Origin of the sequence: Dyadobacter sp. CY261 (genome assembly GCF_021440085.1) — a bacterium.
Lineage (GTDB): Bacteria > Bacteroidota > Bacteroidia > Cytophagales > Spirosomataceae > Dyadobacter.
In genome coordinates this window covers 130155-144746 of the sequence record NZ_JAKCPW010000005.1, presented here as the reverse complement: position 1 = coordinate 144746, position 14592 = coordinate 130155, and the positions used below count along the sequence as shown (strand labels likewise).

Below are 14592 nucleotides of genomic sequence, written 5' to 3'. Positions count from 1 at the left end.
GGTGTTCTTCCGTACGGACTGTCTTCGACCGCCGGGCGGCCCCGTGCGCTCAGACTGACATCTCTCTTCCTTTCATTTCTTTAGTTTCTCTTTTCTGCTTTCCCTCTTATCTTTATCTTCTTCCTTCGTACTTTCCTCCTTCCTCCCCCTAAAATCCCCAACGTCTAAACTTATGCCCCTTCACCGCATAAAAAACCAGATACAAATAGCAAGGCAACAACACCCAATAAGCCTCCCTGACATTGACGACATCCGCGAAATGGCCGTAGAAAAGCGGCATAATGGCATTTCCGCAAAGTCCCATGATCATCACCGATGCGCCGAGCTTGGTAAAACGGCCCAGATCGTCGAGCGCCAGCGGCCAGATGCCCGCCCACACGAGTGAGTTGGCGAGGCCCAGGAGCACGACAAACCAGATCGAAATGTCAGTAGTGTGGCCGAGGAACGTTACTTGTCCATGGGTGAAAATGATGAGTAATGTAAAAATGGTCCCCAGCAAAGTGCAAATGCGCAGTGCATTTACCTGACTGATGTATTTCGGAATGACGGTGATACCGATCAGATACCCGCAAATGGTGCAGAAAAGCGTGTAGGAGGGGAAGACTTTCGCTTCCAGCAAATCAATGCCCATCGAATTGGCATAACCAATAATGGTATCGATCGCGATCACCTGCGTGCCTACATGCAGGAAGATCGCCAACGCGCCTAGGATGAGGTGCGGGAAGTCGAATATGCTTTTCTTACCTGCATTGGCAGAGGCGATTTCCTGGCTTTCATGCTCGGTATCGATTTCGGGCAATGGCGATCTGAAAACCAGATAGCCCAACACAAAAAGGAACGTTCCTAGGCCAATGTAAGGATTGATCACCCGGCGAATGAGCTCGTCCAATGCGGCGCTGCGCTCGGTATCGCTCATCGTGCTGAGCTGTGCGAACAGGTCGGTGTCGGTGGGTTTCAATATCACGGCAGCAAAAACAATAGGCGAGAGAATACCGGCTGCTTTGTTGCAGATGCCCATCATACTGATCCGCTGCGCCGCGCGCTCCTTGGCACCGAGAATGGTAATGTAGGGGTTAGCAGCCGTTTGGAGGATTGCAAGGCCAATTCCGATCGTGAAAAGGCCCATCAGGAATATCTCGTAAGTGCGCGACAAGGCAGCCGGCACGAAAATGAATGCCCCCAAAGCCATCGCCCAGAACCCGATCATCATGCCCTTTTTGAAGCCCAACGCTTTTAAAAGGTAGGACGAAGGCACCGACATCACGAAATAGGCAATGTAAAATGCAAATGCAACGAGATAAGCCTGAAAGCTGGTGAGTTCACAGGCGATTTTGAAATAGGGGATCAAAATAGAATTGACCCACGATACAAAACCGAAAATAAAGAACATCAGCCCGATCAGAAAGATCGAGATCATCGTTTCCCGCTTCGTCAGGTTTTCAACTTTGATGGCAATAGCTTCGCTTTTCATTTACTAAGGGTTTGTTAAATAAATATGGCGTGGGTGCGGTATCGCCCGCCTTCGACCGCCCGCCTTCGCCCGCCCGGCGGCCCGGTACGCTCAGGCTGACATTGTGCATGTTGTCAGGCTGAGCGAAGCCGAAGCCGGGCAGCTTGGTGTAGTCACTCTGACATTACGTGTATCGCCCGCCTTCGCCCGCCCGGCCTTCGCCCGCCCGCCTTCGCCCGCCCGGCGGCCCGGTACGCTCAGGCTGACATTGTGCATGTTGTCAGGCTGAGCGAAGCCGAAGCCGGGCAGTTTGGTGTAGTCACTCTGACATTACGTGTATCGCCCGCCTTCGCCCGCCCGCCTTCGCCCGCCCTGCCTTCGCCCGCCCGCCTTCGACTACGCTCAGGCTGACACTGTGCATGTTGTCATGCTGAGCGCAGTCGAAGCATCATGCGTCGGCGCTACTATACCGTCGGTTCCCAGCCCTTCTGATACTCTCTTTTCCAGAACTTCTCCGCCGCCTTACTCCCCTTAATATGCCCATTGCTTGGATCGATATTCAGCGTTTCCCCAGATCGGATCGCAATATTTCCCAGCTGCGCCAGCAGCGTACTCTGATGCCCCCCCACAATCTCCGCGGCCAGTGGCGCGCCCTTCTTGATACCATCAAAGAAATTCTGAATATGCAATGCATCCAGCCCTTGCGAAGGGTTCATTTTATTCCTCGGATCGATCACGAAATCGTTTTTTACTTCCTTCACCAGCTTATTGTCCAGGTCGAAGATTTTATACGTATTGCCTTCCCCGATTTGCAGCGAGCCTTTTTCACCATAAAATACCACCCCCACGCTGCTCCCTTCGATCGTGCGACCATTGCAACTGCGGCCTTCCCAGGTCATGGCGGTATTGTTCGCAAATTCGAGGTTGATGACTTGTGTATCGGGCGTTTCCCAGTCGTCTTTGTAGCGGAAACGGCCTCCTGAGGACGTTACGCGGGTTGGGAAGTCGACTTGCAGGCCCCAGCGCATGAGGTCGAGCATGTGCGTGCCGTTGTTGAGTGCCTCGCCGGTGCCCCAGTTCCAGAACCAGTGCCAGTTGTAATGCACCAGATTATCTTTGAACGCGCGGCGTGGTGCGGGACCTTGCCATAGTTCGTAGTCGAGCCAGGAAGGAACGGCGGTTTCTTTGCCGATGCCAATGGACGCGCGGTTGTTGGTATACCAGCCTTTGGCAAAATAGGGTCGGCCGATCACGCCATCGTGCACTTCCTTGATGCCAGCCGCCACATTTGGCCACGAGCGACGCTGGTTGCCCATCTGGATCACATTCTTATATTTCTTAGCAACGGCCACGAGCAATTCACCTTCGTGCGGATTATGGCTGCAAGGTTTTTCAAGATACACATGCTTGCCTGCTTTCGAAGCCAGAATAGCCGCCGGTGCGTGCCAGTGGTCGGGCGCAGCTACTACCAACGCATCCATATCCTTGTTTTCGAGCGCCTTGCGGAAGTCGGGGATATTGGTGGGTTTTGATTTTTGAGTGTCGTTCACGATGCCAATGCATTTCTCCGCAGCGCGTGTGTCGACATCCGAGATTGATATTACTTCGCAATTGGGCTGCAATGCGTAATTAGTCGCCAATGCGAGCCCGCGGCTATTTACGCCCATGATGCCTACGCGCACTTTCTCGTTCGCGCCTAGGATATTACCATAGCTTTTCGGACTGAAACCCGGCAACACACCTCCGAAAGTCAGCAATGCGCTTCCTGCCAGTGATTTTTTAATGAAGTCTCGGCGGTCGTTGCCACTACGGTCGTTACCACTACGGTCGTTAGAATTATTTAGATTTTCCATTGAGAAAAGTGTTAATGTCTTATTGAAATGGGTTAGGAATTTTGACTAAGTCCTGGATAATCTTGCCCTCATGCCCGAAACGGGCCAAAGTATAAACAGTACCATCAGCACCAACGGCAATCGAGTTTACATAAGTAGGCCGCTCGCCGTCTTCATAAAAGATCGCTCCGTGGTCTTTATATGTATGAGTAGGTAAATGATACGTAATTAAATGCAGATTTTCCAGTCCGCGCGCTGCGCCTTTCGCTATTTGATCCTCGCCTTTTACGCGTTTACCATTCTCGAAAGTTGGCCCGCCGGTGAGATAGTAAATGGTTTCGCCATCCGGCCCGAGCTGAAAACCGAGGTAACCATAGCTGAACTGATCGAACATCCCGCTTTTGCGTGAAGGCTCAGAGGTAATGCGCTCCACCAACTCTATTTTTTCTGCCCTGGGATCAAAACGGAACAGATAACCCGAATTGCCGTGCACGCCATAGGCCACTTGCTCTTTGGGATGCCAGAAAATCTTTCGCCAATTGTAGCACATGCTGCCGGGACGTGTCGGGTCATATTTGCCGAAATAATCCAGCCGTAAATCTACGTTTTCAAGTTTGCGTAAAACCTGCGTTTCGGGATGGTAAGTAAAAATATCACCATCGGCCACCGAGAAATATACATCGCCTTTTTCCGCATCTACAAAAAGCGACCGGCAGAGTGAGCGGAAATCGGTGCCCGGCGTCCCAGCCTCGCCTTTATGGGAAATGGGGCCGAGGTTTTTAAGCGTATTTTGATCAACATCGTAGTGGATAAAGTTGCCATAGGGCCAGGTGAGGCCATACAAATGTCCCCGGTAACGGTCCATCGTCATCGACACCATGCCTTCACCGTTCGAAACAATGGCCAGGTCTTCGAATGCGCCCGTTTGCAGATCATAAGACAGAAAATGCCCTCCCGGATACAAACCATAGCCTTCGGGTGCCTGCTCGGGCAGCCGGTCCGTCCCGTCGATCAATTGGTAGTAACCGATGTGTGTCGAGAAATAGAGCTTTCCATTCCGTTCATAAAAACGCACGTGGCTTTTACCCTGCGGAATGGCCTTTAAATCCTTTTCACCGCAAATATCCGTCAGATCGCCGAGGTGAGTAATGTGGTCAGCGGCCGGATCGTACACAAACATTTGCCCGCCGATTTCATGATTATCGGATGATAGCAGGTAGTAAATCTTCCCGTCGCTCGCCGCTGAGAGCGCATTGTAAGTGTCATGCGCACGTGCAAAGCCGGAATAGTAATGTCTAGCAATCAATGATTTAGTATTGGTTAGCGGCTCAAAAGTCATAGAATAATCGATACTGTCCACGGGTAAAGGCTGACTTTGGATAAACACTAATTCTTGATAACCCTCGATTCAGGTTTGACGACCCCGGCTTCCTTCGCCAGCTGCACCATCCCGTTCAATATCTCAATTTCCACATCCGAAGCCCAGGTCGCAGGCAGTCCGTAAACAATCGCCGCGACTTCGCCTTCGTAACCGCCCTCACGAAGGATGGTCGTGCTTGGTATGTAAGTCATCACATCATTGGAATAGCCCATCTCAAACGTGTCCTGGCCGAATATTTTTTTCAGATGAATGGCATAATCCACCACCAGCTCACCTCCGAGCGTCATAATGGCCTGGTCGCCCAGCTTCCACACTTGCAATGGAAAAGGGTAGGAGGTTTGAAAAGGCTTGCCCTCGTCGATTTGCGAAATCATTCGTTTGGCCCATTTTTGCTGGAAACCGGTCACTTTCTCGGCCATGGCCGAAAGTTGCTGACGGGTAGGAGCGGTGGTCAGCGAAAGCGTTACTTCCTTGTAAACCGTCGAAAGCTGGGGTGTCAGCGGTTTCATTTCTTCACTCAAAACCCGCTCCACAGCCGCTGCAAGCGTTTTGCCATATTGAATAGCCAGCGGAACCGTGTGCCGCGGCAATGGGTTCTGATCGGCTCCCGCTCCCTGGAAAAACAAGGCGGTCGCGCCGGGATACAACTTTTCCAATTCAATCTGCGCCCAACCGGGGTAGTCGCCCGACCATTGGTAACCATCGAGCACAGTCGGGTGGCAGGCGTAGCCGAATGCAATGGCGACGATTTTGCCCTTCGCGTCGGACACTTTCAGCACCGGAACGGCGGGGTCGCCGGGGCCAGTGATTTCCGTTAGTCTTTCCAATGTTGCCGCATCATTATTCCGGCGGTTCACCTGAAAACGCGTTACGCCATTCCGCGTTTCAATTGTGGCGGGTTGCAATGCTTTCAATGCATCGCCGGTCAGGGTCACAATCTGTTCAATAAGCCTGACCGAGTACTGATCTATTTTTTTCTGATCGCCTTCATTGATGGGATAAATGTCCGACAATGCAGCCCCAAGCACCGGGCCCGAATGCGTGTGCGAGCTGTTGAGGATGATTTGCGCTTTCGACAGTTTGTAACGCGTATTGATTTTCGCACGGATATCGTCCGACATCGCTTTGGGAAACCCCAACAAATCAGTCGTGATCAGCACTGCCTGTTTGCCGTTCGCATCCTGAATGGCCAATGCTTTTGCCCAAAGGTCGTGCAGCTTGCCGTCGGATGCGTGGGTACGCGCTGCAAAACCAGCCATCCACATGGATTCCGCCGGGGTAATCGCCACTTTGGCCACGCCCGCTTTCCAGCCCTGCGCCTGTGCGGGGAGGAATGTCAAAAGCAACAGAGACAATGCAACGGCTATCCTCATTTTTGTCCCAAAGTTTTGATCTTATCGACATTATGGTGGATTTTCTCGATCGCCGCGGCAATGGATTTCATGTCGTCCTTCGTGCCCAGGAGCATATTTTGGGTAAACCAAACGGCCTCTTCATTGCAAACCTGATCGTTCACCGGGCATTTGTTCGCTTCATTATAGCGGTTCATGTCCAGCGTTTCTTTCGAATACATCCTTTTGTAGTTCTCCGAATCGAAGGTGTCTTTTAAATATGGTTGTGTATTCAAAGTGGAGTATCCGCTGGAACAGGGAACGCCCTCTGCGCGCAATGCTTTTAAAAATGATTCTCTCGATAAACCCTTGAAACCTTCCTTTTGATAACGGAAAGGGAACAAATGGAAAGCGCCGCGCGTGACTTTGTCGTACAATTTATAAGGGACAATCCCCGGAATGTCTTTGATCTGCGATTTCAGGTATTCAGCATTTTCGTTGCGTGTGGTAGTCTGCGCGTCGAGGCGTTTCATTTGCGCGATGCCGATGGCCGCCTGGTATTCCGAAAACCGCAATTTAGTGCCCTGCATCACGGCGCCGGTGCTTACCGCGCTTATTGCGCTGCCATACGGATTGCCGAAATTGGTATAGGAAAAACAAAGGTCTATAAAATGATCATTGTTGCTCACAATCGCCCCGCCTTCGCCAATGGGCAGGTTTTTAGAATTTTGAAAACTGAAACAGCCCGCGTCACCGATCGTACCGACTTTCTTTTGGTCATATTCCGCTAAATGCGCCTGACAGGCATCCTCGATCACGAGCAGTTTGTGCTTTTTCGCAATGGCCATGATCGGGTCCATATCCACCGGTAAACCCAGAATATGCACGGCCAGAATAGCCCTGGTTTGCGGCGTAATTTTCGACTCGATTTTCGCAGGGTCGATCTGGAACGTCTCCGCATCGATGTCCACGAAAATGGGCATCGCACCATTGGAAAGAATGGATGAAACCGATGCGATGAATGTATAAGGAGGCACCAGCACTTCATCGCCCGCCTGAATGCCCAACTGATGAATGGCGGTTACCAGTGCATTGGTGCCATTTACGACCGCTAAACATCTTTTCGCACCCAGCGCTGCCGCCCATTCCTGTTCAAACTGCGTCACCACCCCGGCCCGCGACCAGACGCCGCTCCGGAGCACTTCCAGGACCAGTTTTTCGTCCGTGGCTGGGTTCCATTGCGGCCAGATCGGCCATTTGTCCTCCGCCCAGGCCGACGGCCCGCCCAACACGGCCGGTACATGCGCCGCTTTCGCCCCGATTACCGGCAACGCGGTTACCGGCGAGGAAGCCAGAGCCGCACCCAGCCCTGCCATGGAATTCTGTTTCAAAAACGTTCTTCGCGACAATTTGGAGCTGAATGCTTTCATAGGACCATGGTTTTGGGATTGGACTTCGGTCACGCTATTTTTTGCCGGCTTTGGCAAGCACGCTTTCCAGCGTCACGCTCTTGCCGCCCTGGCGTTTGCTTTCATCGGCTGCTTCCATGAAAGCGAAAATTTCGATCGTTTCCTCGGGCGTAACAGGCACTTCGCCGGTTTTGAAATACTTGATAATATCGACTAAAAGTGGCTCATAACCGCCATAAGGGCCCAAAACTTTATTGCCATCCTCCGTGAAAACCGTCCCGCCGTAATCGTGCTTACCCGTACGTGTTCCCCGGAATGTGCCCGTGCGTCCATCGCCCCAAATGCCTACCACAATATCCGTGTTCGGTGTGTTCACGCGGGTTACGCTTTTGCAACCGGTTCCCATCACGGTGTACAGCGTCTCCACGCCGTGAATGCCGTACCAGAAGAAATCAGGATGTGTTTTTTCAAGAACGGCGGGGCTATACGTATCCGCGCCGAGCACCTTCTTCTTATCGATGCTTTCGATGCCCTTGATATAGCGGAGCGAGGAGGCCGTGAAAATCGGCATGTTATACTTTTTGGAAGCTTCGTAAATTTTGAGTGTATCGGAAAGTGAAGCAGCAACGGGCTTGTCGATAAACATGCGTTTACCCGATTTAAAAACTTCCAGCGCCTGTTCCAAATGTAGCCTTCCGTCGTTGGTTTCCAGCAAAATTACGTCCGTTTTGCCCAGCAGCTCCTTAACAGAACCCACGATCTCCACACCCATTTTCTTCACCTCCTCTACGTAGCCCGGAATGCGTTTTGTGCTCGACTCAATGTCTTTGCTGCCGTAAGGATAGGCGGCCACCACTTTATAACCGTCATAAACAGGATCAGGTTGCATGGCATTCAGCCCTTTCGTGAATGCGATGGCGTGTGAGGTATCCAATCCGATAATCCCGACTCTCTTACCATCTGCTGGACGGGACATTGCCGGGAAATAATCCATTAAGCCCAGACCAACACCGGTAGCTGCCGATTGAAGAATAAACTTTCGTCTACTAAGCGAATGCATAAAACAAAGGATAAGAGTTCAGGAATAGTCACCCGTTTAAGATGCCGGGTACGTACCCGTAAATATACACACATATTTCAATTTACAAGTAATCGGGGAATTTGTTTACATGAAATTTTGTGCGGGAATAAATTAAGGTCATTAAATGTTGCCGTTTAAAGTCCTGGCAACATTTAATGGGAGATTAGTTTTGGTAAAAAGCCTGGTTCTCTTTCGTAATGATATCAATTGGCATGAAATACGTCTTTTCGACCGGTGCGCCGAGGACCAGCGTCTGGTACAGCGCCATTAACCCTCGGTAACCCTGCTCTTCCGGTTTGTGGCAAATCAGGAAGTCGATTTGTTCGGTGTTCAGGTAGGCGATGTTTTCTTTTAAATAATCATAACCAATGAGCGAAATGTCGCTGCGCTTGCTCTTTTCGAGAAATGCAGCGACGGAGAAAACGCGGGAGTTGGTGACGAAAATGGCTTCGATATCATCATCCTTGTGCAGTGCACGTGTAAGGTCGCGGGTGACAGACAGGCTGTCGGTATCCTTAATGTCGATCCGGATGATCTCGATGGGCAGGTCATGGTCTTTGAAATACGACCGGAAACCTTCTTCGATTTGCAGGTAATTGTAGCCGTCGGTCTCTTTGGAAATATTCACTACGGCTACCTTATGCTTTTCTTTCAGCCGGTAAGTCGAAAGTTTGGCACCTACATAGCCGCTTTGGAACAAATGCGGGCCGATATAGCAGAGATTATCTTCATCAGGCAAATCGGAATCAATGAAAACGAACGGTATTCTTTTTTCCCGGCAGGAACGGATGAATTTCCTGGATTCTTCTATAAATGAAGGAGCGAGCAGTACGCCCTTGAAATCGCCATTGAGAATCGCCGCCGCCTGTTCATTGAATGTCGCGGGATCGTTGAGGTCGAAATAAAAGGTCGTAACCTGGACGCCATACTTTTTAATCTCCGAATCGGCTCGGGTGACACCTTTCATCGGCGCTTCCCAAAAGTCGGTCTCTTCCGACACCCGCGGAAGGAGCACTGCCAGGGAAATGATCTTCTTCGAAGCCAGTCGGCTTGCCAGGATATTCGGCTGGTAATCCAGCTCCTTGATAATGTCGTTGATCTTCTTTTTGGTCTTTTCCGAAACGCCCGACCGGTTATGGAGCACACGGTCGACGGTTGCAATGGAGACATTGGCGCGGCGGGCGATTTCCTTCACCCCGTAATAGGTATTTTCTTTTTCCATCAGATCTGCCTTGTAAAACCACGAATAAAAGGGTTTTAGATTTTATTTAATGGTTTTCATCCAAATTTTTGGCAAATACAAGTACGTGTCTAATATTTGTATATATAATCTATGAATTTAATATAGTAAAAGAATCGGGTATGGCGCTAAATTATATGGCATTGGCGGTTCCATTGTTCCTTTTGCTGATCGGGCTCGAATACTGGATTTCGAAGCGGCTTGGGCGACAATTGTTCAATTTCAATAGCTCCATTGCCAATATGAATGTAGGGGTGGCCGAGCGGCTGATCGACATGTTTACGGCCGGTTCGTTCTTTTTCTTCTATGATTATCTGCAAAAAAATTACGGTTTATTCGAAATCAGGCCTAACCTGCTGGTCTGGATTGCGCTGATATTGGCGACCGATTTTGTATGGTATTGGTACCACCGGATGGGCCACAAAATCAACCTGTTCTGGGGGTTTCACGTCGTGCACCACACGAGCGAAGAGTTCAATTACACAGCGGGAACGCGCATTACCATTTTTCAGGCCGTGGTGCGCACGGCATTCTGGTCGGTGCTGCCGCTGATCGGCTTTCCGGCGCCGATGATCACGACTATGCTCATCGTGCACGGACTCTACCCGTTTTTTACCCACACGCAGGTGATCGGGAAGCTGGGGTTTCTGGAATACATTATCGTTACGCCCTCGCACCACCGCGTGCACCATGCCAGTAATGAGGCGTATCTCGACAAAAACTTTGGTGACATGTTCATCATCTGGGACAAGCTTTTCGGGACTTTCGAGGAGGAAAAGGAGCAGCCCGTTTTCGGCCTCACCAAGCAGCTCGACAGTTACAGTTTTCTGTGGCAGCATTTCCATTTTCTCGTGGAGATCTGGTATTCCGCCCAGCAGCAAAAGGGCATCAGGGCGAAGCTGAAAGTCATCTTCGGAAGCCCGTCCGACTTCGATCCGGCGGTCCGGCGCATTGTGGAAAAGCGTTTTTTATCCAAGAATAAGGTACGCGTGCGGTCGCAGAAATTCCGGAGATACGTGCTGGTGCAATTCACGATCACGGTCATCACGCTGTTTTTCCTGTTGCTTTTTGAACACCAGGAAGAAACTTTCCTGCAAGTGATGGTCGCGCTGGCCATTTTTGTGACGCTTATCAATTGCGGGGCCATTCTGGAACAGCGCCGCTGGGTATTTTACCTGGAATTTGCCCGCGGTGCATTGATTTTCATCGCCGCTTACCACTACTTTCCGCATCCCACGCTATTGTTCCTGATCTGGGCCGTTCTTATCGGCGGTGTGTTGTATTTCTCGACCTTGCAAAAACAGTATCTGCAATCCATCTACGGGCAGTAAATTGATGGGATGTTTGCATTTTTTGAATGAATTGTTGAAGTTATTCTCAAAAATAAGCCTGTTTGTTAAGAATAAGTAAACTCCGGTTGCTAGTTGCTTAATCTCTATTTTACTTTGCCTATCAAATTAATAGGATTTATAGTTTATTGACTGACCCATTTGACAACCACCAAAGTAACTGCCTCATGATTCTTTACAAAATCCGCCCATCCAGCTGTTGTTGCCGTTGACCGGCCTCAGCTAGTTCCGCCGCGCTCTTCTTTAACGATTCCAAGGTCCAACGTCCGGCGACCCGCATCGAAATTTTGGTCCATGGTCCGCCAAAGACCACAAACCATCTGCGGTCCACGGTCGGCCGTCGACGGTCACGAATCGCTTAACGTAGTTGTATGCACCCAATTACCAGAACCCAGCCCCATTTTTACTAATTACTATGTTCCAAAATCTATCTAAAAATGCTCTTCTGAGGGGAAGTCGCCTACTTATGGTATTCCTGCTCTTTGGCCTCAGTGCCTATGCCCAGAACATCGCGGTGACGGGCACCGTTACGTCTGCTACCGATAACAGCTCGGTGCCGGGCGTCAATATTGTTGTAAAAAACACGCTTACCGGCACGTCGACCGACGTTGATGGTAAATTCGAGATCAATACACCGTCCGACGGCGTCCTGGTTTTCTCGGGTATCGGGTACGTTACCCAGGAGGTTTCCGTAAAAGGCCGTACGGTGATCGACATTAAGCTGGCTGCCGATACCAAGCAGCTTGACGAGCTGATCGTAGTCGGCTATGGTACGCAAAAACGCAATGCGCTCACCAATTCCGTGTCGCAAATCAGCGGGGACGCGATTACCAAACGGCCGGTATCAAATATCCAACAGTCGCTTCAAGGGCTGATGCCGGGTGTGACGGTGCTCGATCAGGGCGGTTCGCCGGGTAAGTCGAATACCAATATCCGTGTTCGCGGGATTACCACATTCAATATCAATGGCAGCAGTACCAGCGGTTACGACCTGGGAAAAAATGACGCATTGGTGATCGTCGACGGGATCGAGCAGCGCCTGAGCGACATTAACCCGGACGATATTGAATCCGTTTCCGTCCTGAAAGACGCTTCTTCGACAGCCATTTACGGTTCGCGTGCGACGAACGGGGTAGTGCTCGTGACGACCAAACGTGCCAAAGGAGGCAAAGTGCAGGTAGATTACCACGGCTATTATGCCATTCAGAAATCCAACAATGTGCCTAAAATGATGGGAATCGAGGCATATATGCGCGAGCAGGTGGCTGCTTACACGAATGCCGGTCTGGCCGTTCCGGCACGTTTTACCGAACAATCCATTCAGGATTATGTGAATGCGACCGATCGTGAGAAATATCCGATGCCTAATACGTGGTTCGAAACCATGCTTCGGTCTGCGCCTCAGCAAAATCATACGATTTCGGTAGCCGGCGGCACGGATGTGATCCGGACAAGGCTAAGCGCCCGTTTTCAGGATCAGCAGGGTGTAATTTCAGGGTATTCCAATAAAATCGGTGAGTTTCGCCTCAATACGGATTACACTGTTTCCAAGCGCCTGCGCGTGAGCGGCGACATTAACTACCGCTACGCCCGCGCACTGAATCCGACCGTAAATAACTCGGGTCCAAATCCCCCGCAGCCATTGAACAACTTTTTTCACGGCACATTATGGGCGGTTCCCAAATATGCGGATGGCACTTACGGATTGAGCACGCAAGGGAATAATCCATTGATGTTCAATGAAATAGGTGGCCAGTCGCGGCAGGTGACCGACTACCTGGCAGGTTACGTAAAAGCCGACTTCGACATTGCCGAAGGCCTCACGTTCTCGACCCAGATCGCCGGTAGGGGCACATTCACCAACCAGAAAAACTACACCAACGCCTACACCAATACCGACAAGAATACGAACATCACCAAAACGGTGGCGATCAACTCGCTGACGGAGGTTCGGAACACCCTGCGCGAATACACGATCAACAACTTGCTGACCTACGAAAAAAGCTTTGGTGACCATGGTTTGAAGGCATTGGTAGGTTATTCGCAGATCGGGAATACGCAAACTTTCCTTTCGGCATACCGCGAACGGTTCTATAACAATGACATCGGCTCGATTGGTCAGGGGGCCAACGACGGTACGAAAAGCAACAGCGGTAACGACGCCGAATACGGCCTGCGCTCATTTTTCGGTCGGGTCAATTACGATTACAAAGAAAAATACCTGTTCGAAGCCAATGCCCGTTATGACGGTTCTTCCAAATTTACCGGTTCGAAGCAATACAGCGTTTTCCCTTCATTCTCGGCGGGATGGCGGATTTCGAAGGAAAACTTCTGGCAGGGACTTGAAAAAGCTGTGAACGACTTCAAAGTGCGCGGTTCATGGGGTATTACCGGAAATCAGTCCGTGGATTTGTACAGCTACTATTCCGCATTGACGTCCTTGGGTTACAGTTTCGGAGGCATGCCCGTGCAAGGTTACCGCCCAACCACATTGGCGAATACCGGCCTGGGCTGGGAATCGACCACCCAGCTCGACCTTGGTCTGGACGCGACATTCCTCGACAAGCGATTGACGCTGACCGCCGATTACTATCGCAAATCGACCGACGACATTCTTTTGAACCTAGACATTCCGGCAACGATCGGATTGAAAGCACCGCCGCAAAATGCAGGATCGGTGGAAAACAAGGGCTGGGAATTCAGTTTAAATTACCGCGGTGCGGCTAATGCATCCGGTTTCCGGTACAGTGTGGGAGGTAATTTGAGTATTAATGAAAATAAAGTGACAGACCTGAAAGGCACCGGCCCCTACATTACCGGCTCCGACATCGACCCGCGCTATATTATCGCGAAAGGCTTGCCGATTAACACACTTTGGGGCTACCAAACGGATGGGCTGTTTCAAACGCAGCAGGAAATCACCGAATATAAGGCGACCTACGCAGCCAACACCAAGCCAGGCGACGTGAAATATATCGATCGCAATGGAGACGGAAAGATCAATGCGGACGACATGACGGCGATTGGTAACTCTTTCCCGAAATATACATTCGGTCTCAATGGCGATTTCTCCTACAAAGGATTTGACCTGAGCATTTTGTTCCAGGGCGCGGCAAAAGTGGATGCCCGCCTAGCCGGTGCATTGGCCGAAATGGGTAATCAGGAAGGGTTCACCCATGAGATTTATACCAACAACTACTGGACACCCGAAAATACCGGCGCCCGTTTCCCCCGCCCGGTGAAATTCGACTTGCGTAACGTGGCCACTTCCGACAGGCTCGTGATCGACGGCTCTTATTTGCGCCTCAAAAACGTGCAGCTGGCCTATAACATTCCGACGGAAATTGTGAGCAAACTGCACGTAAGCCGCATTCGCATTTACACTTCGGCGACCAACCTGCTCACTTTCTCCAAGCTGAACGACTGGAACCTCGACCCCGAGGTGCCGTCAGGCCGAGCGGTGTATTTCCCGCAAACAGCATTGTACACTTTTGGTTTGAACCTCTCATTCTAACCGGC

At 50.8% G+C, this 14592-nt stretch carries 9 protein-coding genes; 2 read left to right on the top strand and 7 right to left on the bottom strand.

The window, feature by feature from the left end; all coding sequences use genetic code 11:
- Window positions 1-148: 148 nt before the first annotated feature.
- From LZD49_RS15670 to LZD49_RS15640, 7 genes are all read right to left on the bottom strand, one after another.
- On the bottom strand, window positions 149-1471 hold the full coding sequence (locus LZD49_RS15670) for a sugar MFS transporter (RefSeq protein ID WP_234668519.1): 1323 nt from the start codon (window positions 1469-1471) through the stop codon (window positions 149-151).
- A gap of 443 nt (window positions 1472-1914) precedes the next feature.
- The gene (locus LZD49_RS15665) at window positions 1915-3303 is read right to left on the bottom strand and encodes a Gfo/Idh/MocA family protein (protein ID WP_234668518.1); all 1389 of its coding nucleotides are present in this window, start codon (window positions 3301-3303) and stop codon (window positions 1915-1917) included.
- A 19-nt stretch (window positions 3304-3322) separates the two neighbouring features.
- The gene (locus LZD49_RS15660; RefSeq protein WP_234668811.1) at window positions 3323-4621 is read right to left on the bottom strand and encodes a hypothetical protein; all 1299 of its coding nucleotides are present in this window, start codon (window positions 4619-4621) and stop codon (window positions 3323-3325) included.
- Window positions 4622-4668: 47 nt separating this feature from the next.
- On the bottom strand, window positions 4669-6036 hold the full coding sequence (locus LZD49_RS15655) for a neutral/alkaline non-lysosomal ceramidase N-terminal domain-containing protein (RefSeq protein WP_234668517.1): 1368 nt from the start codon (window positions 6034-6036) through the stop codon (window positions 4669-4671).
- Window positions 6033-7424, bottom strand: a complete 1392-nt coding sequence (locus tag LZD49_RS15650) for a DegT/DnrJ/EryC1/StrS aminotransferase family protein (RefSeq protein ID WP_234668516.1) — start codon at window positions 7422-7424, stop codon at window positions 6033-6035. Before LZD49_RS15650 ends, LZD49_RS15655 begins: the two co-directional genes overlap by 4 nt.
- A 34-nt stretch (window positions 7425-7458) precedes the next feature.
- Window positions 7459-8463, bottom strand: a complete 1005-nt coding sequence (locus LZD49_RS15645) for a Gfo/Idh/MocA family protein (protein ID WP_234668515.1) — start codon at window positions 8461-8463, stop codon at window positions 7459-7461.
- Between the two features lie 184 nt (window positions 8464-8647).
- Window positions 8648-9706, bottom strand: coding sequence for a LacI family DNA-binding transcriptional regulator (locus tag LZD49_RS15640; protein ID WP_234668514.1), 1059 nt, complete (start codon window positions 9704-9706; stop codon window positions 8648-8650).
- Window positions 9707-9846: 140 nt separating this feature from the next.
- On the opposite strand from LZD49_RS15640, the gene LZD49_RS15635 reads away from it, so the two are divergent.
- Both LZD49_RS15635 and LZD49_RS15630 read left to right on the top strand, forming a co-directional pair.
- Window positions 9847-11055 carry a sterol desaturase family protein gene (locus LZD49_RS15635; protein WP_234668513.1) on the top strand — a complete coding sequence of 403 codons (1209 nt, stop codon included), beginning with the start codon at window positions 9847-9849 and terminating at the stop codon, window positions 11053-11055.
- A 484-nt stretch (window positions 11056-11539) separates the two neighbouring features.
- Window positions 11540-14587, top strand: a complete 3048-nt coding sequence (locus LZD49_RS15630; protein ID WP_234668512.1) for a TonB-dependent receptor — start codon at window positions 11540-11542, stop codon at window positions 14585-14587.
- The last annotated feature ends 5 nt before the right edge of the window (window positions 14588-14592 follow it).

Bases quoted from the DNA above. Each gene is read 5' to 3' on its own strand.
- LZD49_RS15645 (WP_234668515.1), bottom strand. From the start codon at position 8,463: ATGCATTCGCTTAGTAGACGAAAGTTTATTCTTCAATCGGCAGCTACC.
- LZD49_RS15650 (WP_234668516.1), bottom strand. From the start codon at position 7,424: ATGAAAGCATTCAGCTCCAAATTGTCGCGAAGAACGTTTTTGAAACAG.
- LZD49_RS15630 (WP_234668512.1), top strand. From the start codon at position 11,540: ATGGTATTCCTGCTCTTTGGCCTCAGTGCCTATGCCCAGAACATCGCG.
- LZD49_RS15670 (WP_234668519.1), bottom strand. From the start codon at position 1,471: ATGAAAAGCGAAGCTATTGCCATCAAAGTTGAAAACCTGACGAAGCGG.
- LZD49_RS15660 (WP_234668811.1), bottom strand. From the start codon at position 4,621: ATGACTTTTGAGCCGCTAACCAATACTAAATCATTGATTGCTAGACAT.
- LZD49_RS15655 (WP_234668517.1), bottom strand. From the start codon at position 6,036: ATGAGGATAGCCGTTGCATTGTCTCTGTTGCTTTTGACATTCCTCCCC.
- LZD49_RS15635 (WP_234668513.1), top strand. From the start codon at position 9,847: ATGGCGCTAAATTATATGGCATTGGCGGTTCCATTGTTCCTTTTGCTG.
- LZD49_RS15640 (WP_234668514.1), bottom strand. From the start codon at position 9,706: ATGGAAAAAGAAAATACCTATTACGGGGTGAAGGAAATCGCCCGCCGC.
- LZD49_RS15665 (WP_234668518.1), bottom strand. From the start codon at position 3,303: ATGGAAAATCTAAATAATTCTAACGACCGTAGTGGTAACGACCGTAGT.